Source organism: Antarctobacter albus (genome assembly GCF_900101505.1).
Taxonomy (GTDB): domain Bacteria; phylum Pseudomonadota; class Alphaproteobacteria; order Rhodobacterales; family Rhodobacteraceae; genus Antarctobacter; species Antarctobacter albus.
In genome coordinates this window covers 242,932-265,865 of sequence record NZ_FMZI01000004.1, presented here as the reverse complement: position 1 = coordinate 265,865, position 22,934 = coordinate 242,932, and the positions used below count along the sequence as shown (strand labels likewise).

At 65.1% G+C, this 22,934-nt stretch carries 25 protein-coding genes and 2 tRNA genes; 8 read left to right on the top strand and 19 right to left on the bottom strand.

Features of this window, described 5'->3' with window-relative positions:
- Entirely contained in the window at positions 1 to 483 is a 483-nt protein-coding gene (locus tag BLQ71_RS09020) for an MgtC/SapB family protein (protein ID WP_074621460.1), read from the bottom strand.
- Between the two features lie 71 nt (positions 484 to 554).
- Between BLQ71_RS09020 and BLQ71_RS09015 the strand changes: the two genes are divergently transcribed.
- Both BLQ71_RS09015 and BLQ71_RS09010 read left to right on the top strand, forming a co-directional pair.
- Entirely contained in the window at positions 555 to 1,457 is a 903-nt protein-coding gene (locus BLQ71_RS09015) for an EamA family transporter (protein ID WP_074621459.1), read from the top strand.
- 39 nt (positions 1,458 to 1,496) lie between these two features.
- Positions 1,497 to 2,102: an inner membrane-spanning protein YciB gene (locus tag BLQ71_RS09010; protein ID WP_074621458.1), complete on the top strand. Its 606-nt coding sequence runs from the start codon at positions 1,497 to 1,499 to the stop codon at positions 2,100 to 2,102.
- A gap of 18 nt (positions 2,103 to 2,120) precedes the next feature.
- Here BLQ71_RS09010 and BLQ71_RS09005 read toward each other — a convergent pair whose 3' ends face one another.
- The gene (locus tag BLQ71_RS09005) at positions 2,121 to 2,561 is read right to left on the bottom strand and encodes an Lrp/AsnC family transcriptional regulator (protein WP_043144272.1); all 441 of its coding nucleotides are present in this window, start codon (positions 2,559 to 2,561) and stop codon (positions 2,121 to 2,123) included.
- A gap of 106 nt (positions 2,562 to 2,667) precedes the next feature.
- On the opposite strand from BLQ71_RS09005, the gene BLQ71_RS09000 reads away from it, so the two are divergent.
- From BLQ71_RS09000 to BLQ71_RS08985, 4 genes are all read left to right on the top strand, one after another.
- Positions 2,668 to 3,789, top strand: coding sequence for a type III PLP-dependent enzyme (locus BLQ71_RS09000; RefSeq protein ID WP_074621457.1), 1,122 nt, complete (start codon positions 2,668 to 2,670; stop codon positions 3,787 to 3,789).
- A 106-nt stretch (positions 3,790 to 3,895) separates the two neighbouring features.
- Complete coding sequence (locus BLQ71_RS08995) at positions 3,896 to 6,193, top strand: xanthine dehydrogenase family protein molybdopterin-binding subunit (RefSeq protein WP_074621456.1); 2,298 nt, start codon at positions 3,896 to 3,898, stop codon at positions 6,191 to 6,193.
- Complete coding sequence (locus tag BLQ71_RS08990) at positions 6,174 to 7,223, top strand: T6SS phospholipase effector Tle1-like catalytic domain-containing protein (protein ID WP_074621455.1); 1,050 nt, start codon at positions 6,174 to 6,176, stop codon at positions 7,221 to 7,223. The genes BLQ71_RS08995 and BLQ71_RS08990 overlap by 20 nt, the downstream gene beginning before the upstream one ends.
- A 191-nt stretch (positions 7,224 to 7,414) precedes the next feature.
- Positions 7,415 to 7,882 (top strand): CoA-binding protein, encoded by a 468-nt coding sequence (locus BLQ71_RS08985; RefSeq protein WP_074621454.1) that lies wholly within the window; start codon positions 7,415 to 7,417, stop codon positions 7,880 to 7,882.
- 22 nt (positions 7,883 to 7,904) lie between these two features.
- Here BLQ71_RS08985 and BLQ71_RS08980 read toward each other — a convergent pair whose 3' ends face one another.
- The 7 genes from BLQ71_RS08980 to hisA all read right to left on the bottom strand — a co-directional run bounded on the left by BLQ71_RS08980 (position 7,905) and on the right by hisA (position 12,099).
- Positions 7,905 to 8,876: a zinc-binding metallopeptidase family protein gene (locus BLQ71_RS08980; protein WP_074621453.1), complete on the bottom strand. Its 972-nt coding sequence runs from the start codon at positions 8,874 to 8,876 to the stop codon at positions 7,905 to 7,907.
- Between the two features lie 58 nt (positions 8,877 to 8,934).
- Entirely contained in the window at positions 8,935 to 9,462 is a 528-nt protein-coding gene (locus tag BLQ71_RS08975; protein ID WP_074621452.1) for a YcxB family protein, read from the bottom strand.
- A gap of 9 nt (positions 9,463 to 9,471) precedes the next feature.
- Positions 9,472 to 9,777: a phosphoribosyl-ATP diphosphatase gene (locus tag BLQ71_RS08970; protein ID WP_074621451.1), complete on the bottom strand. Its 306-nt coding sequence runs from the start codon at positions 9,775 to 9,777 to the stop codon at positions 9,472 to 9,474.
- Between the two features lie 23 nt (positions 9,778 to 9,800).
- Complete coding sequence (locus tag BLQ71_RS08965; RefSeq protein ID WP_074621450.1) at positions 9,801 to 10,208, bottom strand: hypothetical protein; 408 nt, start codon at positions 10,206 to 10,208, stop codon at positions 9,801 to 9,803.
- A gap of 11 nt (positions 10,209 to 10,219) precedes the next feature.
- Entirely contained in the window at positions 10,220 to 10,978 is a 759-nt protein-coding gene (hisF, locus tag BLQ71_RS08960; RefSeq protein ID WP_074621449.1) for an imidazole glycerol phosphate synthase subunit HisF, read from the bottom strand.
- Positions 10,979 to 11,063: 85 nt separating this feature from the next.
- Positions 11,064 to 11,279 carry a hypothetical protein gene (locus tag BLQ71_RS08955; protein ID WP_043144174.1) on the bottom strand — a complete coding sequence of 72 codons (216 nt, stop codon included), beginning with the start codon at positions 11,277 to 11,279 and terminating at the stop codon, positions 11,064 to 11,066.
- Between the two features lie 97 nt (positions 11,280 to 11,376).
- Positions 11,377 to 12,099, bottom strand: a complete 723-nt coding sequence (gene hisA / locus BLQ71_RS08950) for a 1-(5-phosphoribosyl)-5-[(5-phosphoribosylamino)methylideneamino]imidazole-4-carboxamide isomerase (protein WP_074621448.1) — start codon at positions 12,097 to 12,099, stop codon at positions 11,377 to 11,379.
- A gap of 135 nt (positions 12,100 to 12,234) precedes the next feature.
- Here hisA and BLQ71_RS08945 point away from each other — a divergent pair, with 135 nt between their 5' ends.
- Complete coding sequence (locus BLQ71_RS08945; protein ID WP_074621447.1) at positions 12,235 to 12,618, top strand: DUF2147 domain-containing protein; 384 nt, start codon at positions 12,235 to 12,237, stop codon at positions 12,616 to 12,618.
- Between the two features lie 119 nt (positions 12,619 to 12,737).
- The gene (locus BLQ71_RS08940; RefSeq protein WP_043144184.1) at positions 12,738 to 13,130 is read left to right on the top strand and encodes a DUF2147 domain-containing protein; all 393 of its coding nucleotides are present in this window, start codon (positions 12,738 to 12,740) and stop codon (positions 13,128 to 13,130) included.
- Between the two features lie 105 nt (positions 13,131 to 13,235).
- Here BLQ71_RS08940 and hisH read toward each other — a convergent pair whose 3' ends face one another.
- From hisH to pyc, 10 genes are all read right to left on the bottom strand, one after another.
- Entirely contained in the window at positions 13,236 to 13,871 is a 636-nt protein-coding gene (gene hisH, locus BLQ71_RS08935; protein ID WP_074621446.1) for an imidazole glycerol phosphate synthase subunit HisH, read from the bottom strand.
- Between the two features lie 39 nt (positions 13,872 to 13,910).
- A complete protein-coding gene (hisB, locus tag BLQ71_RS08930) occupies positions 13,911 to 14,498 on the bottom strand; it encodes an imidazoleglycerol-phosphate dehydratase HisB (protein WP_069209959.1) in 588 nt (195 codons plus the stop codon).
- 65 nt (positions 14,499 to 14,563) lie between these two features.
- On the bottom strand, positions 14,564 to 15,601 hold the full coding sequence (locus tag BLQ71_RS08925) for a COG3904 family protein (protein ID WP_074621445.1): 1,038 nt from the start codon (positions 15,599 to 15,601) through the stop codon (positions 14,564 to 14,566).
- Positions 15,602 to 15,691: 90 nt separating this feature from the next.
- Complete coding sequence (locus BLQ71_RS08920; RefSeq protein WP_074621444.1) at positions 15,692 to 16,741, bottom strand: COG3904 family protein; 1,050 nt, start codon at positions 16,739 to 16,741, stop codon at positions 15,692 to 15,694.
- 198 nt (positions 16,742 to 16,939) lie between these two features.
- Positions 16,940 to 17,014: transfer RNA gene (locus BLQ71_RS08915), tRNA-Gly, on the bottom strand.
- Positions 17,015 to 17,082: 68 nt separating this feature from the next.
- A tRNA-Gly gene (locus tag BLQ71_RS08910) sits at positions 17,083 to 17,157 on the bottom strand.
- A gap of 98 nt (positions 17,158 to 17,255) precedes the next feature.
- A complete protein-coding gene (locus BLQ71_RS08905) occupies positions 17,256 to 18,152 on the bottom strand; it encodes a helix-turn-helix transcriptional regulator (RefSeq protein ID WP_043144194.1) in 897 nt (298 codons plus the stop codon).
- Between the two features lie 77 nt (positions 18,153 to 18,229).
- On the bottom strand, positions 18,230 to 18,613 hold the full coding sequence (locus tag BLQ71_RS08900; RefSeq protein WP_074621443.1) for a VOC family protein: 384 nt from the start codon (positions 18,611 to 18,613) through the stop codon (positions 18,230 to 18,232).
- A gap of 3 nt (positions 18,614 to 18,616) precedes the next feature.
- The gene (locus tag BLQ71_RS08895; protein ID WP_074621442.1) at positions 18,617 to 19,201 is read right to left on the bottom strand and encodes a DUF2314 domain-containing protein; all 585 of its coding nucleotides are present in this window, start codon (positions 19,199 to 19,201) and stop codon (positions 18,617 to 18,619) included.
- A gap of 202 nt (positions 19,202 to 19,403) precedes the next feature.
- On the bottom strand, positions 19,404 to 22,847 hold the full coding sequence (pyc, locus tag BLQ71_RS08890) for a pyruvate carboxylase (protein ID WP_074621441.1): 3,444 nt from the start codon (positions 22,845 to 22,847) through the stop codon (positions 19,404 to 19,406).
- Positions 22,848 to 22,934: the final 87 nt, after the last annotated feature.

Genomic DNA, 22,934 nt, shown 5'->3' with positions numbered 1-22,934 from the left:
CTAGCGGTCGTGGGCGATGTCCTCGATCCATTTCAGAAGCGCAAGGACGATGACCACAATCACCGTGGCCATTGCCGCAAGCGTCAGGCGCCCCGCGCCGCAGCCCAGGCCCACGGCTCCGGCCAGCCACATAGAGGCCCCGGTGGTGATGTTGTGAACCTTGTCCGCCGAGCGGAAGATCACGCCCGCCGCGAGGAAGGCCACGCCCGCCGTGACGGCCTCGATCATGCGCAGGGGATCGTTGCGTTGCTCACCCGCGCCGCCGAAGTCCAGCGCGCTCAACTCGCGCCCGATCAGCACAAAGAGGCATGCGGCCACGGCCACCAGGATATGCGTGCGCAGGCCCGCCGGTTTGTGGTGCCATTCCCGTTCGAACCCGATAACGGCGCCAAGCACCACGGCTCCGCAGAGCCGCAGGAAGGCGGACCAGGCGGGAACCACGGCAAAATCGCCGTACAGTTCGGATGTCAGGCTGTCGAGCATGGGGACCTCTCTGCGTTCACCGTAGCACCAACGCGCAACCTGTGCGATGGGGCGCGTCCGGAGGGCCGTCGGTGAGCGATTGGCTGGTTTCGCTGGAGGGCACCGAGGCGGGCCACCAGGCGGCGCTGATGCTGGCGTTGACGGCGGCCCTGCTGCACGCGGTCTTTGGCGCGTTGCAGAAGGGGCGGCACGACCCCTGGGTGTCGCGTGCGGCGATCGACGGCTGGCTTGTGATGCTCAGCTTTCCGATGCTGTTCCTCGTGCCCTGGCCCGAACCGCACATGTGGCCGATCTTTGCCGGGGTCATGGCGATCCATTTCACCTACAAGCTGTTGCAGGCGATGGCCTATACCCGTGGTGCCTACACTGTGGTCTATCCGGTCGTGCGTGGGACGGGCCCGCTGTTCACGGTGATCGGTGCCTGGCTGATCTTTGGCGAGAGCTTTACCGGCGTTCAGTGGTTGGGTCTTGGCGTGCTGCTGGCCGGGATCTTTGGCCTGGCGGTCTACAACTTCATCTTTCTCGAAACCGCGCGCGAGACGCTGGGTCCGGCCCTGGCCTACGCGCTGGCGACGGGGTTTTTCGTGGCGCTCTACACCACCTTTGATGCCTACGGCATCCGCGCCACCGCCGATCCCTTTACCTTCCTCGCCTGGTTCTTTTTCCTGTCGGCACTGGATTTCCCGGCCCTGCTGTTCCTGACCCCCATGCGGCACAGGGTGTCGGGCTTTCCCCTCCGGCCCCTGGTATTGCGCGGGCTGGCGGGGGCGCTGGTGGCCTACGGCTCCTTCGGGTCGGTCATGATGGCCACGCGGCTGGACAAGGTCGGCGAGGCGGCGGTGCTGCGCGAGACCTCGACCGTCTTTGCCGCCGTCATCGGCTGGCTGATCCTGCGCGAGACAGTGGGTCCAAGGCGCATCGCGCTGATGGTCCTGATCGCGGCAGGGGCGGTGATCGTTGAGCTTGGCGGCTGAAAGACCTATGTGACGCAGGCAAAGTCAGAGGAGCGCGCAATGGAACAACGCCAGGTCAACCCGATGCTGAAGACGGCGCTGGAGTTCGGCCCGATCCTGGGGTTCTTCGCGGCTTACCTGTGGCTGAAGGGCCGGATCTTCGTGATCGGGGGCACTGAATACGAAGGGTTCATCGTGGTTACGGCGGGGTTCATCCCGGTGTTCCTCGTCTGCATGGGCGCGCTTTGGGCCCTGACTGGACATCTGAGCCGGATGCAGGTGGTCACGGCGGTGCTGATCGTGGTCTTTGGTGGGCTCAGTGTCTGGCTGAATGACGACCGTTTCTTCAAGATGAAGCCGACGCTGATCTACCTCCTGTTCGGCGGTGCACTGGCGATCGGCCTGATGCGCGGCGAGAGCTGGTTGCAATACGTCATGGACGGGCTGGTGCCCCTGCAGCGCGAGGGTTGGATGATCCTGACCAAGCGGGTCGCCGGGTTCTTCTTGTTGCTGGCGGTGCTGAACGAGGTGATCTGGCGCACGATGGACACAGAGGTTTGGGTCTATTTCAAGACTTTCGGTCTCACGGTGGCGATTTTCCTGTTCTTCATGTTCCAGGGCGGTCTGTTCAAACAATACGGCACCCAGGACGCGGACGAAGAGTGACCGGGGGCTTTTGCCCCCTCAACTCCCACGATCGATCTTCGTACTGAGGTGGATCAGGCTTTCCGAGGCCCTGACGCCCTTTGCCTCGCCAATGGCATCCAGCGTGCGGTCCAGCGCCTCTGTCGTCTCTGCACTGAGCTGGGCGATCATGTCGAACCTTCCCGACGTCGTGTGCACCGTTTCCACCGCCGTGAGGCTTTTCAAGCGTGACAGGACCGCCGGCGTGGCGCGCGGTTCGACCGAGATCAGCACCGTGGCGCGCAGGGCTGGGCGCAGGCCCGGGCCGCGTTTGAGCGTGTAGCCGGCGATGGCGCCACGCGCCTCCAGTCGGTCGAGCCGGGCCTGCACCGTGGTGCGCGCCAGCCCCAGCCGGCGGGCCAGGTCGGCCACCGGCGCGCGGGCGTTTTCCGCGAGGGCGGCCACCAGGGCGCGGTCCGTTTCGTCGATCTGTTGGTCCATGTCGTCAGTTTGCCCATAATTGACGTGCATTTCGAACAGAGTTGCAGGTGAATCCGTGCGTTGCAAGGGCCAGACTGGTTTCACAGGCGAACAGGAGGCACGAGCAATGGTGCTGCATGAGGCATTCCAGCGCGATCCCGCGCTCTGGCTGGCGCGCGAGCGCCCCGAAGATCCGGTTTTCTTTCACGATCCCAGGCGGCTGCGCGACGTGGCGCGGTTGTTCCTTGACCGGTTTCCGGGCGAAGTGACCTATGCGGTCAAGGCCAATCCCGACCGGGGCGTGATCGAGACCTTGGCAGAGGCGGGGATGGAGGCCTTTGACGTGGCCTCTCCCGAGGAGATGGCCTTGGTGCGGGCGGTCGCGCCGCGCGCGCGACTGCACTATCACAATCCGGTCCGGGCCCGGTCCGAGGTGGCGGCGGCGCGGGGCTATGGCATCACCTCGTGGTCGGTTGACCGCATGGCGGAACTGGACAAGCTGGGGCCGTTGGAGGGCGCCGAGGTGGCGGTGCGGCTGAAGCTGCCGGTGGCCGGGGCGGTCTATGATTTCGGGTCGAAATTCGGAGCGGGGCCAGAGGCGTGCGGCGCATTGCTGCGCGCGGTTGTTGCCCGGGGCGGGCGCCCCTCGCTGACCTTTCATCCGGGCACGCAATGCCGCGCGCCGGGGGCCTGGGTCTCCTACATTCAGGCAGCGGCCGAGATCGCCCGGTCCAATGGCATCCGCCTGCATCGGCTGAACGTCGGCGGCGGGTTTCCGGCGCACCGCGAGGACCCGGCCCCCGACCTGCCCGCGCTTTTCAGAGCCATCGACGAGGCCGTCGGGGCAGCCTTCGGCGCGGACCGTCCGGCGCTGGTCTGCGAGCCGGGCCGGGCGATGGTGGCCGAGGCCTTTGAGCTGGCCTTGCAGGTCAAGGCGCGGGACGGGGACGCGGTCTTTCTGAACGACGGCATCTATGGCGGGCTCAGCGAATGGCGCGATCTTGGCCCCGCAACGCGGATCAGCGCCCTGGCTCCGGATGGGTTGCCCAGGGCCGGAGCCATCCGGGCGACAGAGGTCTTCGGGCCGACCTGCGACAGCCTCGACCGGTTGTCGGACCGTGTCGACCTGCCCGCGGACCTGGCAGAGGGGGATTACCTGCTGTTCCACGCCTGCGGCGCCTATTCCACGGCGCTGGCCACCCGGTTCAATGGTTACGGTGCCCGGCGCATCGTGACTTTGGCGCGATAATCGGCCGCTCCGGGAAAACCGGGGGCGGGCTGCGGTGCGCCCTCTGGACACCCGCGCCATGACGACTAATCTCCGCCGCGACAGGACAATTGCGAGGGAGACACTCATGGACAAGTTCGGCAAGAGCCAGCCGGTGAAACGGGTCGAGGATGTGCGCTTCCTGACCGGGCACGGGCGTTACGTGGACGATGTTGCGCCCGAGGGGGCCTTGCGGGCCTTTGTTTTCCGCTCCCCCGTGGCGCATGCCGAGATCACGACGCTGGATGTAAGCGCCGCGCGCGAGGCGGAAGGCGTGCATCTGGTGGTGACGTCGGACGATCTGCTGGCGGCGGGCATCGACACCGGAATGTCCGGTGCGCTGGCGCCCAACCGCGACGGCAGCAAGGGCGCCGCGCCCAAGCGCCCGGTTTTGGCCGAAGGCCGTCTGCGTTATGTCGGTGAACCGGTGGCGCTGGTCGTGGCCGAGACGCTGGAACAGGCGCGCGACGCCGCCGAGCTGATCGAGCTGGACTACGACGAGCTGCCGGTGGCGATGGCCTTGGCGCCCGGAGAAAATACGATCCACCCCGAGGCCCCCGATAACCGGGCCTACGATTTCGGCATCGGCGACGAGGACGCCACGAACGCCGCGTTCGATGCGGCGGCGAAGACCGTCAAGCTGGAGATCGGCGACAACCGGATCATCGTCAATTCGATGGAGCCGCGCGGCGCCTTTGCCGAATGGACCGACGGGCGCATCCACCTTGGCTTTGGCGGGCAGGGCGTCTGGGGCATGAAGGCCGAACTGGCGCGCGCCTATCACATGGAGCCCGAGCAGATCCACACCACCAACCCCGACGTCGGCGGCGGTTTCGGCATGAAGGGCTTTCCCTACCCGGAGTATTTCGTGCTGCCCTACGCGGCGCGTGAAACGGGCCGCCCGGTGCGCTGGATGTCCGACCGGACAGAGGCGATGCTGTCCGACAACGGCGGGCGTGACCTGGTGACGACGGCAGAACTGGCCTTTGACGCGGACAACCGCATCACCGGCTACCGGCTGCACACGCGGTCGAACCTGGGTGCCTACAACTCGCATTTCGGGCAATTCATCCAGTCGAACCTCTTTGCCCGCGTGCTGACCGGCACCTACGACATCCAGACCGCTTTCTACCGCTCGGAAGGCTTCTATACCAACACCGTGCAGGTGGACGCCTATCGCGGCGCCGGCCGTCCAGAGGCGATCTATGTCCTGGAACGTGTGATGGACCGGGCCGCGCGCGAACTGGGTGTCGATCCGCTGGAGCTGCGCCGGATCAACTTCATCAAGCCCGACCAGTTTCCCTACAAGACAGTGACCGGCGAAAACTATGACGTGGGCGATTTCGTGCGCGTTATGGGCCATGCCGAGACGACGGCGGACCTGGCGGGCTTTGCGGCCCGGCGCGCCGCCTCGGAGAAGGCGGGCAAGCTGCGCGGCTTGGGGGTTTGTTATTACATCGAGTCTATCCTGGGCGCCCCGAACGAGGATGTGAAGGTGGAGTTCACCGAAGACGGCGGCGCAAGGATCTATGTCGGCACCCAGTCGAACGGGCAGGGGCATGAAACCGTGTTCCGCCAGTTCCTGGCCGATCAAACCGGCATTCCCGCCGAGAAGATCGAGGTGGTGCAGGGCGACAGTGACCTGATCGCCTCGGGCGGCGGCACCGGCGGGTCCCGTTCCGTCACCGTGCAGACAAACGTGACCCTGCAGGCGGTCAGCGACATGGTTGCGGGCTTCTCCGATTTCCTCGCGGGCGAAATGGGCGTGGACGCGGCGGCGATCACCTTCGACGATGAGACGTTCCGCGCGGACGGATCGAACCTGACGCCGACCATGCTGGAGGTGGCGCAGATGGCGCGCGAAGCCGGGCGCGAGGATCTGCTTGTCTGGCAGGCGACCTCGACCCTGCCGGGGCGGTCCTATCCCAACGGCTGCCATGTCGCCGAGGTTGAGATCGACCCGGAAACCGGCCAGACGATCTGCGACCGTTACAGCGTGGTCGACGATTTCGGCAACCTGATCAACCCGATGCTGGCCGAGGGGCAGGTGCATGGCGGCGTGGCGCAGGGGCTGGGCCAGGCGCTGACCGAACATGTGGTCTACGACGAGGATGGGCAGCTGCTCACGGCCTCTTTCATGGACTATGCCATGCCGCGGGCCGACAATATGCCCATGATCGGGTTCGAGACAGAGCCGGTGCCCTCGACCGCAAACCCGATGGGAATGAAAGGCTGCGGCGAGGCCGGGACGGTCGGGTCTATGGCCGCGGTGTCGAACGCGGTTCAGGACGCGCTCTGGGCGCGTGGAATCAAACAGGTGGACATGCCCTTCACGCCGGCGCGCGTCTGGGCCATGCTGGAAGGTGATGCGATCGCAGCTGAGTGACATTGTTTTCGGCTGGCTCCGCCGCAAGTCTTCGGCGGACCATTCCGCGTATGCGCGGCGGCGCGGGCCGGTCGATCATGTCCTCATTCTGGATGGCACCATGTCTTCGCTCACGCCCGGCGAGGAAACCAACGCCGGGCTGACCTACCTGCTGCTGAAAGAGGCCGGGCATTCCTCACTCTATTACGAGGCCGGGGTGCAATGGACGGACTGGGGCGCCACCACCGACGTGGCACTGGGCCGTGGCATCAACCGGCAGATCCGCCGCGCCTATGGCTATCTCGCCTCGCGCTATCGGGCGGGCGACCGCATCTTCCTGATGGGCTATTCGCGGGGCGCCTACGCCGTCCGCTCTTTGGCTGGGATCATCGACATGGTCGGGCTCTTGCGGGCGGAATGCGCCACCGAACGCAATATCCGCCAGATCTATCGCCTGTACCAATACGCCCCCAAGGGGGCCGCCGCGCGGGCCTTTGCGGCGCGCAATTGCCATGCCGAGTCGCCGGTCGAAATGATCGGGGTCTGGGACACGGTCAAGGCGCTGGGCCTGCGTCTCCCGCTGCTCTGGCGGCTGACCGAATCCGAGCACGAGTTTCACAATCACTCGCTGGGTCCCGCGATCCGGCACGGCTATCACGCGCTGGCCCATGACGAGACGCGTGCCGCCTATGCGCCTGTGCTCTGGGAATGCCCGCCGGGCTGGGCGGGCAAGGTCGAACAGGTGTGGTTCCGGGGGACACACGGGGACATCGGCGGTCAACTGGGCGGTTTCGATGCGGCGCGGCCCCTGTCCAATATTCCGCTCGTCTGGATGCTTGACCGGCTGGAGGCCCGCGGCGTGGCCCTGCCGGAAGGGTGGAAGACGCGGTTCCCCTGCGATGTAAATGCGCCCTCGGTCGGCACCTGGATGGGGGTCAGCAAGCTGTTCATCCTGCGCGGGGCGCGTCGTGTCGGGCGGGATGCTTCGGAGAGCCTGCACCCCACCCTTGTTGGGTCGATGGCGCCCGCAGGGGCGCAGGCTGTTGGCTGACGGGGCAGTCAAGAAAAATGTTCACAGTTTCTTTACAGACCTTGGAACTGTGGCTTTGGTGCCTATCTTTCTATCAGGATCGCGGGGCCGGAACCCCCGTGAGACCTTCACTGTCCCTCGTTCCGTGACTGGCGCCCGGGTTTTTGCCCGGGCGCTTTTTCTTTTCCCGATCCCGGTATATTTGAGAGGGCATGAGCTATTCGGATGACAAGCTGAAAGAGATTCTGACGCGGACCAAGGTCGTCGCGGTGGTGGGCGTATCCATGAATCCGGTACGGCCCAGCTACTACGTCGCCCGATATCTTTCGCTGAAGGGTTTCAAGGTGATCCCGGTCAATCCGGGACATGCTGGCAAACGCCTGTTCGGGCAAGAGGTGCGCGCATCGCTGGCCGATTGCCCCGACACCGTGGACATGGTGGACATCTTTCGCCGGCCGGAACATGTGCCGCCCATCGTCGAAGAGGCGTTGGAAGTCCTTCCGAATCTGCGCACGGTCTGGATGCAGATCGGTGTCGTCAACGAAGAGGCGGCACAGATGGCCGAGGCGCGCGGCGTCGACGTGGTGATGGATCGCTGTCCCAAGATCGAGTACCAGCGCCTGTTCGGTGAACTGCGCATGGGCGGTTTCAACACCGGGATCATCTCGTCCAAGCTGTGACGGGGCGCCTTGACCGCCTGCGCTAGGTCCTGAAGGCGGCGCGCAGCTGGTCGTGGGCAAAGCCCAGTTTCCCGCGCACCGATGGGGTCAACACGAACGGATAGAGATCCGGCAGTTCCAGCGCGCGATTCACATGGGTGACGGCCAGGGACAGGCGTACCGCGTGGTTCAAGACGCGATCCGCGTCGGCATCCGCATAGGCGTTATAGCCGGGCGGCGGTCCCTCCGGCAGGGAGAGCCCTGCCGCGGCGGCGCTGTCGGCGATATCCACGAGATGCAGAAGGTGGGCGACGGTTTCCGCCCAGTCCTCGTGCGGGTGAGCGGTGGCGTAGGGGGTGATGTGGGTTTCGCCCGGATCGCGCGGCGCGGCATAGTGGCTATCCAGCGCCTTGGCGTAGTCGGCGCGTTCGTCCCCGAAGAGGCCGCGGAACCGGGCGAGAAATGCGGGCCGCACGGTCAGGCGTTCGAACAGGAAATGCGCGCATTCGTGGCGCATGTGGCCCAGCATGGTGCGGTAGAGCTCTCCAAGGTCGTCCTGGCGTTCCGCCCGTGTGGCCTCGTCGGCCTCGCTGACGTTGATGGTGATGACGCCCTGGGCGTGGCCCATCGTGACCTGCTGTTCGCCCTGGGCGGTATCTTCCGACAAAAGGCTGAACACCGGACGCGGGCCGGGGTCCGTGTCGGTAAACCAGCCCCAGCGGGCAAGGTTGGCCAGCATCCAGCGCTTGGCCGCCTCTGTCCGCGCCCAGAGCGGCAGGTTGTCCGCCTCGCGCAGGTCCGGCACGGTTTCCGTCATCGCGCAGGACCGGCACAGGCCGTCTGCCTCCGGTTCGGGCAGCCAGTTGCATCCGATGGCGGGGTGATTGGCGCAGCGCGCCGTGACGGCCACCATGACCTGCGCCTGAGGGTCGAAACCGACCTCCTGTCCGCACGTGCAGCGGTCATTGTCGAACCAGAGCGGGGTCTGGCAAGCAGGGCAGTTGAAAACCTGCATCCGGGGTCCTTTCGCGAATGTCTGACAGGCCAACGCGGCATGACGGCCCCGGGTTGCCTCAGCGATGTGCGGCGATCCAGGCCAGGCAATCTTCGCGCGCCGCGCGCATTTCTGCGGCATCCGCAAAGGCCGCTGTCGGGATCACGATGTACTCCATCTGCCCGGTCAGGAACAGCAGGCCCTCGGGGTCTTCGATCACCTCCAGCACGGCGGGCCAGCGCAACAGGCTCTCGCTCACCTCTCCGGTGATGCGCAGGCCCTCTGCGGAGAGCTGGTAATGCAGCGGCGCCTGACGGACCGGAGCGTTCCGGACCGACTCCCATACGTGGCGGCGGCGCCAGGCGAACAAGCCGATCAGCGCGGCCATGAGTGCGGCAAAGGGCAGGTACGACGACCATTCCGGCAGGCGCATGTCGGTCGCATTGGCGAGAATGACCAGCCCCAGCAAGACCGCGACATAGACGACAAGGGCGGCCAGCACCCCCCATCGCATCAGCCAGGGCTGGTGGCGGCGGCGCAGGCGGGCGCAGATCGCTGCGTGTTTCAGATCCCGGACCGTGCCGGTGAAGTGCAGCCTGTCGGACATGGTATCGTCTCAGCGCCCCGCTTTTTCGGCGATGCCGGATTGCCCCTGGCGCCGGGCCAACTCCGCCATGACCTCGCTCAGCGCCACGTCCCGCGATTTCAGCATGACCAGCAGGTGAAACAGCACGTCGGCGGTTTCCGAGACCAGCTTCGCGCGGTCATCCTTGACCGCTTCGATGATCGCCTCGATGGCTTCTTCGCCAAATTTTTCGGCCACCTTCTCCGGCCCCTTGGCCAGGAGCTTGGCGGTCCAGCTGTCGTCCGGCGAGGCGGCGGCGCGGGTGGCGATGATCTGTTCGAGATCGTCCAGGGTCATGTCGGTTCCTTTTCAGGCGGTCGTCAGAGACGGCTGTCCCCGGTCAGAATGGTGTCGAGCAGGGACCAGAGCTGTGCCTCCATCGGCGTGCCCAGCACCTGCGCCCGGTTCAGCGGGGTAAAGACCGGGCGGGCTTCGGCCATGTCGGCCTCGGGCCAGTCCAGCAGGCTGGGACCATCGCGCGAGATACCGATCCGCAGGCCCCAGCGTTCATCCGGCCCCGCGCCTTCGGTCCAGTCACCGATGTAGAGGCGGACGAGCGGCAGGTGATCCTTTGTGCCCAGCGTCACGCCGACGGTGTACCATCCGGCGGACATGTCACTAACCTCGAGATAGCCGGTGACGACGGTGGTGGGGGCGCCGCAGCAGGTGCAGGCGGTCTCTTCGATCTCGCCCTCGCGGAGGGTGACGTCAGAGCCGTCGCTGAACACGCTTGCCCCCTTTACAGCCTGACCGGAATGCCGGCGGCCGCCATATGCGCCTTGGCCTCGGCCACGGTGAAGGTGCCGAAGTGAAAGATCGAGGCCGCCAGCACCGCGCTGGCATGGCCTTCGGTCACGCCTTCGACAAGGTGATCGAGCGTGCCGACACCGCCCGAGGCGATGACGGGAATGTCCACCGCGTCGGCGATGGCGCGGGTCAGGGGCAGGTTGAAGCCCGCCTTGGTGCCGTCGCGGTCCATCGAGGTCAGCAGGATTTCCCCGGCCCCCTTGGCGGCGATGGTCTTGGCGAAGTCCACCGCGTCGATCCCTGTGGACTTGCGCCCGCCGTGGGTGAAGATCTCCCAGCGGCCCGGTTCGACCGTCTTGGCGTCGATGGCGCAGACGATGCACTGGCTGCCGAACTGGTCGGCGGCCTCGGCCACCACGTCGGGGTTGGCGACGGCGGCGGAGTTGAAGGACACCTTGTCCGCACCCGCGAGCAGCAGGGCGCGGACATCCTGAACCGTACGCACGCCGCCGCCCACGGTCAGCGGGATGAAACACTGTTCCGCTGTGCGCGTGACCACGTCGAACATGGTGCCGCGGTTCTCATGGGTGGCATGGATGTCGAGGAAACAGATCTCGTCCGCGCCGGCGGCGTCATAGGCGCGGGCGGCGTCCACGGGATCGCCCGCATCGCGCAGGTCGACGAAATTGACGCCCTTGACGACACGGCCGTCGGCGACATCGAGGCAGGGGATGATGCGGGTCTTGAGCATGGCGTTGCGTTAGCGCGATTTGACCGGCGAGGGAAGGGGGGAGAGGGCCGGGCGCGACCGCTCTGGCGGGCACGCCCCGGGCCGCTCATGAAAGCGAGGGCGCGCCCCGGGAGACCTTCAGTCTGAAAACGCTTGGCCGTGAACGGGCAACGCGGTGCAGGGTGGTGGCGGGGACAAGGTAGTAGCCCAGCGGCAGACGCGCATTCCACAACAGGTCGTTCGGACGGAAAGGCCCGCCTTTTTCCGGGTTTTCCAGCACGGAAAAGATCACGTTTACGATCCAGATCGCGGCCATGAACATGAAACGGTCCTTTTGGGAACTTGTCTGGGAAGGATGTTTACCAAGCCGCCGGAAGGCGGCGCAGTCAGGAAGTCCCGACCTGATCCTGTGATGTGGTTCAGCCCCTGAGTGCCTCGAGCGCGGCCTTGAGGTCGATGGCCCCGTCATAAAGCGCGCGGCCCGAGATGGCCCCGTTCAGGGCGGCACCGCAGTCGCGCAGGGCCTTGAGGTCCTTGATCGACGACACGCCGCCCGATGCGATCACCGGGATCGTCACCGCGTTGGCCAGGGCCGCCGTCGCCTCGACGTTCGGGCCTTGCATGGCGCCGTCGCGATTGATGTCGGTGTAGATGATCGCCGCCACGCCCGCGTCTTCGTAGCTGCGCGCAAGGTCCACGGCATCCACCTGCGTGACCTCGGCCCAGCCCTTGGTGGCCACGCGGCCGTCCTTGGCGTCGATGCCCACGGCCACCTGTCCGGGGAAAGCGCGCGCCGCCTCGCGCACCAGCTCGGGGCGTTCGACGGCAACGGTGCCCAGGATGACCCGCGACAGGCCCTTGCCCAGCCACATCTCGATGGTGGCCATGTCGCGGATGCCACCACCCAGCTGGGTTGGCGTCTTGGTCTGTTTGAGGATTGCCTCGACGGCGGCGGCGTTCACCGGCTCTCCGGCAAAGGCGCCGTTGAGGTCGACAAGGTGCAGCCACTCACAGCCCTGCGCCACGAATTCCAGCGCCTGGGCGGCGGGATCGTCGTTGAAGACGGTCGCCTTGTCCATGTCGCCGCGCAGCAGGCGCACGGCCTTGCCGTCCTTCAGGTCGATCGCGGGATAAAGGATCATTTCGGGCTGCCCTTTCAGAGTTTTGCCGCGCCTTAGTATGACGCCACGATAGATGCAACGCGACCTTGCGTCATGCTTGATCGGGGACTTGCGCCGCCGACACAGTCGAAATGACCTGAACGGGAGGAGACAGGCATGAAACTACTCAAGATTGCGGCAGTTTGCGGATTGGCGGCCGGTGCGGCTGCGGCGGACCCGATCGAAGGCACCTGGCAGACCGAACCCGACGACGGCTCTTATGCGCATATCGTGATGGCGCCCTGCGGGGGCAAGATCTGTGGGCAGATCGCGCGCACCTTCAACGCGGGCGGCGAATATGCCTCTCCGACCAGGGGCAAGACCTTGGTGATCGACATGGTCCCGCAGGGCAACGGCAAGTACGAGGGCAAGGTCTGGCGTCCGTCGAACAACAAGATCTACCTCGGCAAGATGACCCTGGACGGCAGCCGCCTGAAACTGCGCGGCTGCGTGGCGGGCGGGTTGATCTGTTCGGCGCAGACCTGGCGACGGGTACAATAAGAGGGCTGTGACCGGCAATATCTTGCGGACGGGCGTTCGGCCTCTGGAAATGCGCCGCGCGGCTACCACATGCGTGCTAGGGTTCAGTCCCGAAACTTCTGTATCAAAGGACGCATCTCATGCCCCGCTTTCGCCTGTTTCTGCCGCTTGTTCTCGGTAGCCTGGCGGCCCCCGCTCTTGCCGATCCGGCCGTCGGTCTCTGGCGCACGGAACCCGACCGCAAGAACCTGACCAGCCTGATCCGCATCGACACCTGCGGCGCCGCGCTTTGCGGCACGGTGCTCAAGGCCTTTGATCCGCAGGGGCGCGAGGTGCAGACCGCGAATGTCGGCAAGCGGCTGTTCTGGGATCTCAAGCCCGCAGGATCGGGCAACTATGCGGGCGGAACCGTCCATGTGCCCCTGTTGAATGTCCAGGCCAATGCCAAGGCGGAACTGTCGGGCAACAGGCTGCGCGTGACGGGCTGCAAGGGGCTGGTCTGCGACGGCCAGACCTGGGTCCGCGCCCACTGAGGCCGGGGCGGGGGCTCCGCCCCCGTCTCCCTCCGGTCGACTCCCCCGAGGTATTTTTCAAACCAAAGAAGCCGTTCCGACCAGGCAGGGGCCGGGAAGGCGTGTTCAGGGTTGCCAGGTCAGGAAGTTTGCAATCATGCGCAGTCCGGCCCCGGCGCTTTTCTCCGGGTGGAACTGCAGGCCGATCATGGTGTCGCGCGCCACGATGGCGGTGACATCGCCACCATAGTCGACATGGGCGACCCGCTGTGCCGGGTCGTTCAGGCGCATCTGGTAGGAATGCACGAAATAGGCGTGTTCGCCGGTGGCGATCCCGTCCAGAACAGGGTGCGGATTGTCGATCACCAGGTCGTTCCAGCCCATGTGCGGGACCTTCAGCGCCTTGTCGGTCGGTGCGATCACCTCGACCTCGCCATCGATCCAGCCCAGGCCCGGCGTCTTGGCGTATTCATGGCCGACCCGCGCCATCAGCTGCATGCCCACGCAGATGCCGAGGAAGGGCCGCCCGCGGGTTTCCACCGCCTCGATCATCGCCTCGAAACAGCCAGAGTTGCGCAGCGCCGAGGCACAGGCGGGAAAGGCGCCATCGCCGGGCAGCACGATGCGATCGGCCCGGGCCACCATGTCGGGGTCGTCGGTGACGCGCACCTCGCCTGCCCCGGTTTCCAGCGCCATCTTCTGAAACGCCTTTTCGGCGGAATGCAGGTTGCCGCTTTCGTAGTCGATGATTGCCGTCAGCATCGCGGCCTCCTTGGTCAGCGGATCGTTTCGGGGGGCAGGCTAGAGCGCGCCCTTGGTCGAGGGCACCGCATCCGCCTTGCGCGGATCGGTTTCCAGCGCGTCGCGCAGGGCGCGCGCCACGGCCTTGAAGGCGGCCTCTGTGATGTGGTGGCTGTTGACGCCGTGCAGGCCGTCGATGTGCAGGGTGATGCCGCCATGCGTGCTGAGCGCCTGGAAGAACTCGCGCACCAGTTCGGTGTCGAAGGTCCCGATCTTCTGGCTGGGCAGGTCCAGGTTCCAGACCAGGAAGGGGCGCGCGGACAGGTCCAGCGCGGCGCGGACCAGCGCATCGTCCATCGGCAGCAGGCAGGAGCCGTAGCGCACGATGCCCGTCTTGTCGCCCATCGCCTGGGTCAGTGCCTGGCCCAGGGCGATGCCCACGTCCTCGACCGTGTGGTGATCGTCGACGTGCAGGTCGCCCTTGGCCCGTACAGTCATGTCGATCAGCGCGTGGCGCGAAAGCTGGTCCAGCATGTGGTCGAAGAAACCGACGCCGGTTTCATTGTCGTAAGTGCCGGTGCCGTCGAGGTTGACCTCGACACTGATCTCGGTCTCGGCGGTCTTGCGGGTGATCTTGGCGGTGCGCATCATCTTGTCCCCTGAAGTCGGCCCCTTATAGGCATGGCGGCGGCGGCGTCAAAGGGGGAGGGCGCTCAGTCCCCGCAGGCGCGCTGCATCGCGTCCAGCGTGGCGGCGTCGGGAAATTGTCCGCCACCGGACAGAACGCTCCGCTCGCGGGGCAGGTCGTTGCTTTCAAAGAAAAAGCGTGTGTCCGCATGGGCCTTTGGATCGACCGGCAGGCCTAGGGTCATCCAATGCACATCGTCGTCGACGCCGCTGGCGATATTGTGCGCCTGCCACATGGGAATCCGCTTGTCGGCGATGGTCAGGGCCATGTTGTCTGCCTTGGCCGGGTCGAAGGTGTAGATGTACTCATGCGCCGAGTGGTCGCGGATCATCAGCAGCCAGCCCTCCTGTTCTTGCGAACAGCGCAGGGTGAATTCCTTTTCCGGCGCGCCGTTGTCGAACAGGATCTCCCAGCGCAGCACCAGCCCGCCCTCGGCGACTTCGACGCGGCGTGTGTCCCGAGGCGCCGAGGCAATGCGCAGGCGATCCAGCTCCGCCGCGTCGAGATAGTGCATGCCGCCGGGAGGGACACGGCTGGCCAGGGTCACAAGCTCTGCGCTGATGCCCATTTCGACCAGGTAGAGCACGATCTGTCCCATGATCTGCTGCGTGGCCGACGTGGGCAGGTTCTGTCCCTCCGGGGCGTAGAACTGGTGCACGCCCAGCTGACCGGGCTCGACCCAGCGTTCCTGCCCGCCGAGCAGGGCAAAGGTGCAGGCGGATTCACAGGTGCCTTCGCCCTGTAGGGTTTCGGCAAAGCCGTCAACAATTTGAGTGCGACCGACGCTGACCGTCAGACCGTGGTCCCTGAACAGTCGCCCCAATGCGATGGCCGCGCCAAGGTTCCCACCCGGTGAATCAAGCTCGATGTGACCTTCGACCCCGGTCTTTTCGAGAAAGGCGCGGAAGGCGTCGGGGGTCTCGGCGGTGATCTCTCCTGCGGCGGCGACCCAGGTGCAGCCGACGCATATGCCGCCGCTGGAGGCGCGCTTGAAGGTCATCGGTTCGGAAGTGGCGGTGGCGGCCGCAAAGCAGAGGGCGGTGGCAAGAAGGAAACGCATCATGGAAACTCCGGGTGTCGAAATCGCGCTGACGTTAATCAGCGTCGGGTGCGCTGTAAACTTCTGATGGCAGGTACTGTCGAGGCGCGTCCGTCAGTCCCCACAAGCGCGGGTGAGAACATCCAGCGTCGTCTTGTCCGGGACGGTTCCCTGCGCCGAGAGGACGTATTTGAAATTAGTCATCCGGTTGGTCTGGAAGCGAAGGTCTTTGCCGACGTGGCGATGCAGATCGGCGGGCAGGCGGACCGTGAGGAAATAGTCGTCTCCTCGGGGACCCAGTTCGATGACAGTGTCAAAAGGCATCGGGTAGGCCGTGCCCCCCAGGGCGACCTGCATGTCCGGTGCCCCTCTTTGCCGGTCGGGCACGCCGTTGTTTGCACGGATTCCCGTATCGAGGACCGAGAGCAACCAGCCCGAATGCCCACGCGAACATCGCAGGCTATAGGCCCTGTCGAGATGGCCGTCCGAGCCAAGGGAGTCCCAGCGGGCCACCAGCCCCCCATCCCCGGTTTCGAGGCGGAGAGGCGAACGGCTGCTTTCCGTGCTGATGCCGAGGCGCGCTAGTTCCGGCTCGGACAGATAGTGCATCTGGTCTCCCGGGATCTTGCTGGCCAGGGTCAAGAGTTCCGCGCTGACCCCCATCTCGATCAGGTAGAGGACAAGCTGGCCCATGATCTGCTGCGTGGCGGCGGTCGGGATGTTGCTGCCATCGGGGCTGTGGAACTGGTGCACGCCCAGTTCGCCGCTGTCTGCCTGGCGGCTGGTTCCGCCGATCAGGGCAAAGACACAGGCGGATTCGCATGTGCCGCCGTCGATCCGCTGGTCATATTGCGGCATGTCCGGCATGGGCGCGCTGCGACCGACAGTTGTGCGAATGCCCTCTTCGCGGAACAAACGCCCCAAGGCGATGGCGGCGCCGAGATTGCCGCCGGGGGAATCCAGGTTGAGACTGTAGCCAATGCCGTTTTCCCGGAGATACGTCCGGAACGCCTCTGGCGTCTCCTCGGTGATTTCCCCCTCGGCAGAGGTCCACGCGCAACTGATGCAGTTTCCGCCCAACCAGCGTTTTTCAAAGCGCATGGGATCTGCACCGGCAGTGAGCGCGCAGGTGCCAAGAACAACGGCCAGGAAAATTGCCTTCATCACGATACCCCTAGTACGAACCTTGTGACGCTAACCAGCGTCGCGCGCCATGTAAACCACTGATGGCGCAAGTGGTTCAGGTGCGGACAGCTTCAGCGTCGACAGAGTTGCGGGCAATTCCCTGAGGGATATCTACGGCGCATTGCACCGCAGGTGGGATGCGGGGCTGGGATTTCCAATTCAGAAGAGTGTGACAGATGGAGCGGGCGAGGCGATTCGAACGCCCGACCCTAACCTTGGCAAGGTTATGCTCTACCCCTGAGCTACGCCCGCGAAACCATCTTGTCGTTCCGGTCCCTTGTGTCTTGGCGGTGGGTGCCGCCCAAGGAAATCCGGCCATTTGGAGCGGGCGAGGCGATTCGAACGCCCGACCCTAACCTTGGCAAGGTTATGCTCTACCCCTGAGCTACGCCCGCGTGCCAAATGGTGAGCGCGGAATTAGCCTCTACGGCGCGGGGGTGCAAGAGGAAAATGCACGTGCCCGTCGCTTTTGATCCGTGCACCTGTCATAGGGCTATTCGGCGGCCGCGGGCGGGCTTGCACCGGGGCGCCGGACCTCTGTCCCGGTCTTGCCGTCACCGGTGCACAGGAACACCGTCAGGTCATCGCCATGCGCCCGCAGCAGCGGATCCGAGACCAGTCCGGCCCGTGCCGCAAGTGCCGCCAGGTCGGCACGGTTCTGTGCGCCGGTCTTTTGCTGCACCGTGGCCATCCTCTGGCGCACGGCGGAAAACGAAATCCCCAGTTCATGGGCGATCTGCTTGTCCATCAGGCCCTGTCCGACCAGTCGCAGCATCTCTTTCTGCTTGTCGGTCAGTTGGTTGCGCTCGATGAATTCCAGCTTGAACAGCTCGGTATAGCGCGTGTGGGCGCTCAACATGGCGGCGTGGATGGTCCAGCCGTGCCGTTCCAGCAGGGCGTCGAAATCGGCCCTGTCCAGATCACCGCCAAGCGTGATCAGCGCGGCCTGACCCGGATCGCCCATGCGCAGCGGGATAGAGATCCCGGCCCGCATCCCCATCTCGGCGCCGATCCGGACATGGCGGCGCCGGTCCTCCGAAATCTCGCCCATCTCGTCGAGGTATTCCTCGCCCACCATGATGGGGGTCAGGTAGCGGCAGCCATGCATCCGAAAGGCAGAGGTGTGCCGGATATGCGGAAATCGGCGCAGGTAATCGAACCAGCGCGAGTCGATCGTCGTGCGAATGAATTGCGCCTGCTCCCAGTTTCGGAAATCAGTGGCGTAGACATAATCGACCACCTCTAGCCCCATGCCGTCGGCGAGGCAGACGATCAGGTCCCAGACGTCTTCGGTTGTGGTCGTTGCTTCCAGCCGGACGAGGAAATCCAGCAGTCTTGAGGGAATGAATTTTTCGGTGCCCTTCAGGGCGGTGCCGTCGAAATGTGTCATGCAGACACTTTCCGTAGCGGCGTCGAAAAGGACAGTAGGGATTTCCCGAGACTGGCAGAATTGACAGGTGCTGCGGCTCAGTCCCCGGCGGGTTCGATCAGGTCCCAGCGATTGCCGAAAGGATCGCGAAAGACGGCAACGGTGCCGTAGGATTCGTGCCTTGGCTCTTCTTCGAACTGCGCGCCGGCAGCGACCAGGCGGTCACGATCACCTGCAAAATCCTGCGTGTGCAGGAACAGCCAGACCCGTCCACCGCCTTGCTGTCCGATATGGTCGCGCTGTGGGCCCACGGCGCGGGCCAGAAGGAACTGGGTCTGTGCAGCTTTCGGGGCCACGCGCACCCAGCGTTTGCCGCCACCTAGGTCGCTGTCCTCGATCAGGTCAAAGCCAAGCCCGTCGACGAAAAAGGCAAGGCCCGAATCGTAGGAGGGGACAAGGATCGCGACAAGGGCCAGGTGCATGGCTTATTGCCAGAGTTGCGGAACGGGGGTGTCCACCAGCAAGGCCCGCAATTCACTGGCCAGCGGCTCTTCGATGCGTTTCAGCCGCGCGCGCGTGGTGAAATAGCCGTAATAGCGTCCATCCCGGGCTTGCACGGCCCAATCCGCGATCTGCGGGTTCAGAAAGTCGATCGGGGCGCGCAGGCGCTTGCCGGGCATGAAACGCGGCTGGCTGGCCAGTTTGCCGGTGAAGCCTTTGCCCTTGCGCCGGATATTGTCGACCCAGACGAATTCGATCCGCTTGTCCGGGTCATCGACCCGCACCGCAATGTAAAGCGCAAGCGAGGGCGAGAAGAACCCGTATTTCTTTTCCGTGGCCGAGAGCGCGGCAGGCAAGGACGCGCGGGCCAGCCCGAAGGCGCGGTTCATCGCCGGGTCGCTGCTGCGGACCTTCAGCACGTCCAGCTCCCCCGGGGGCAGGGCGTCCTCGGGGATCTCGATGACCGGGCCGGGGGTGTCGAAGGGGATCTCGCCGTCGGTCGCGCTGCGAGCCGCAAGCGCAAGCGCCATAAGGGCGCAGAGCATGGCGGTCGTCCGGCGAAAGAGCATGCGGGAATCCTTCCCGATTCTGGAATATCAGCAGGGGGATCATAGCCGTCGGACCCGCGTGCGGCAACGTCTTGGGCTGTCGGGTGAAATCGGCTTGTCCACAGGGCGGGGACCCTGTGCCGTAACGTTGTGGATATCCCGAAGGGGGGAAGAAAAACAGCCCCTTGCGGGGCTGTTCTCAGATCTTGGATGAGGGCGGGATTCACTCCAGCTCGACAAGCAGGTCCTTGGCGTCGATCTGGCCGCCCGGGGTGACATGCACCGCCTTGACGGTGCCGTCCCGTTCGGCGTGCAGGCCGGTTTCCATCTTCATGGCCTCGATGGTCAGCAGGAGGTCGCCTTCCTTGACCTGCTGGCCGACGGAAACGGCGACCGTCGCGACCACACCCGGCATCGGGGCGCCGATGTGGCAGGGGTTGCCCAGCTCTGCCTTGGGGCGCGCCGCGCTGGACCCTTGCGCCTTGCGGTCAGGCACGCGGATGGTGCGCGGCTGGCCGTTCAGTTCGAAGAAGACCCGCACCTCGCCATCGTCATGGGTTTCGCCCACCGCCTGCAGGCGGATTTCCAGCGTTTTGCCCGGGTCGATCTCGGCGGTGATCTCCTCGCCCGGCTCCATCCCGTAAAAGAAGGTCCGCGTGGGCAGGGTGCGCACCGGGCCGTAGGTCTCGTGCCGGGCTGCGTAGTCGGTAAAGACCTTGGGATACATCAGGTAGCCGTTCAGGTCCTCGTCGTCGAAGACGACACCTTCGAGCTTGCCTTCCAGTTCCTTGCGGGCGTCGTCGATGTTGATCGGCGCCGCCTTCAGGCCCGGACGTTCGGTAAAGGGCTTGTCGTCCTTGAGGATCTTCTTCTGGATCTTCTTCGGCCAGCCGCCCGGGGGTTGGCCCAGGTTGCCCTTCATCATGTCGATGACCGAGTCGGGGAAACTGAGGTCCTTCTTGGGGTCCTCGACATCCGCCCGTGTCAGGCCCTGGCTGACCATCATCAGGGCCATGTCGCCCACCACCTTGGACGAGGGCGTGACCTTGACGATATCGCCGAACATCTGGTTCACGTCCGCATAGGTCTGCGCCACCTCGTGCCAGCGTTCCTCAAGTCCCAGGGACCGTGCCTGCGCCTTGAGGTTGGTGAACTGGCCGCCCGGCATCTCGTGCAGGTAGACCTCGGACGCGGGCGACTGCATCCCCGATTCAAAGGCCGCGTACTGGCCGCGCACCGCCTCCCAGTAGTTCGAGATCTCTCGGATCGCGGCCATGTCCAACCCTGTGTCGCGCTCGGTAAAGCGCAGGCCCTCGACGATCGAGCCCAGCGTCGGCTGCGAGGTGTTGCCCGAGAGCGCATCCATTGCCGCATCCACCGCGTCCACGCCCGCGCGGGCCGCCTCCATGATGGTGGCAATCGCCGCACCCGAGGTGTCATGGGTGTGGAAGTGGATCGGCAGGCCGACCTCTTCCTTGAGCGTCTTGACCAGTGCCGCCGCCGCATTGGGTTTCAAGAGACCGGCCATATCCTTGAGGCCAAGGATATGTGCGCCCGCGTCGCGCAGTTCCTTGCCCATCGCGACATAGTATTTCAGGTCGTACTTGGCCCGGTCGGGATCAAGGATGTCGCCGGTGTAACAGACCGTGCCTTCGCAGATCTTGTTGGTTTCCAGCACCGCGTCCATTGCGACGCGCATGTTCTCGACCCAGTTGAGGCTGTCGAAGACGCGGAAGACGTCGACGCCGGTTTCGGCCGCCTGTTTGACAAAGAACTGCACCACGTTGTCGGGATAGTTGGTATAGCCCACCCCGTTGGCACCGCGCAGCAGCATCTGCGTCATCAGGTTCGGCATCCGTTCGCGCAGGTCACGCAGGCGCTGCCAGGGGCATTCCTGCAAGAAGCGGTAGGCCACGTCGAAGGTCGCCCCGCCCCAGCATTCGACGCTGAAAAGCTGCGGCAGCTTGTGCGCATAGGCCGGCGCCACCTGGATCATGTCGAGGCTGCGCATCCGCGTCGCCAAGAGCGACTGGTGCCCGTCCCGCATTGTGGTGTCGGTGATCAGCACCTGTTTCTGTGCTGCCAGCCAGTCGGCGACCGCCTGCGGGCCCTTTTCGTCCAGCAGGTTTTTTGTCCCTGCGGGCGGCGTCTCCAGCGGCACCTTCGGCGGGCGCGCAGGTTTCAGGTCCGGGTGCGGCATGGCACGGCCCTGCACCTCGGGGTGACCGTTCACCGTGATATCCGCGATATAGGTCAGCACCTTTGTGCCGCGGTCGCGCCGCTTCTTGAAGTCGAACAGCTCCGGCGTCGTGTCGATGAACTTGGTCGTGTACTGGTTGTTCAGGAACGTCGGGTGTTTCAGCAGGTTGATCACGAACTCGATGTTCGTGGTCACGCCCCGGATACGGAATTCGCGCAGCGCCCGGTCCATCCGGGCGATGGCCTTTTCCGGCGTCGGGGCCTTGGCCGTCACCTTGACCAGCAGCGAATCGTAGAACCGGGTGATGACGCCGCCCGCGTAGGCGGTGCCGCCGTCCAGGCGGATGCCCATGCCCGTTGCCGAGCGGAAGGCGGTGATCCGGCCATAGTCGGGGATAAAGTTGTTGGACGGGTCCTCGGTCGTGATCCGGGTCTGCAACGCGTGGCCCATCAGGCGGATATCGTACTGCGACGCCTTTCCGGTGGCCTCGGCCAGCGACTTGCCCTCGGCGATCAGGATCTGTGCCTGCACGATGTCGATGCCGGTCACTTCCTCGGTGACGGTGTGTTCCACCTGCACGCGGGGGTTCACCTCGATGAAGTAGAACTTGCCCGTCTCCATATCCATCAGGAATTCGACGGTGCCCGCGCATTCATAGTTCACATGGGCGCAGATCTTGCGGCCTAGCTCGCAGAGCTCTTCGCGCTGGGCCTCGGACAGGTAGGGGGCAGGGGCGCGTTCCACGACTTTCTGGTTGCGCCGCTGGACCGAACAGTCGCGTTCATAGAGGTGGTAGATGTTGCCCTGCTTGTCGCCGAGGATCTGAACCTCGACGTGGCGGGCGCGGGTGATCATCTTTTCGAGATAGCCCTCGCCGTTGCCAAAGGCCGCCTCGGCCTCGCGCCGGCCTTCCAGCACCTTGTCCTTGAGTTCCTTGGAGGATTCGATCGGGCGCATGCCCCGCCCGCCGCCGCCCCAGGAGGCCTTGAGCATCAGTGGATAACCGATCTCCTCCGCCTCTTTGGTGATGGCGTCGAAATCGTCGCCCAGCACCTCGGTCGCGGGGATCACGGGCACGCCGGCCTGAACAGCCACCTTGCGGGCGCTGGCCTTGTCGCCCAGGGCGCGCATGGTTTCGGCCTTGGGCCCGATAAAGGTGATGCCGGCCGCGGTACAGGCATCCACGAAATCGGGGTTTTCCGACAGCAGGCCATAGCCCGGGTGGATCGCGTCGGCGCCCGAGGCCTTGGCCACGCGGATGATCTCTTCGATCGACAGATAGGCCTGAACGGGGCCAAGCCCTTCGCCGATGCGATAGGCCTCATCCGCCTTGAAGCGGTGCAGCCCCAGCTTGTCTTCCTCCGCGAAGACGGCCACCGTCTTCTTCCCCATCTCGTTCGCCGCACGCATGATGCGGATCGCGATTTCGCCCCGGTTCGCGACCAGGATCTTTTCAAAATCTGCCATGTGTCGAGGGTCCTTCTCCGGCACAGCTGCGCGTGTTTTGCGCAATATTATTACTTTGAGGGTATGCCGCGACGCAGCGCAAGGGGG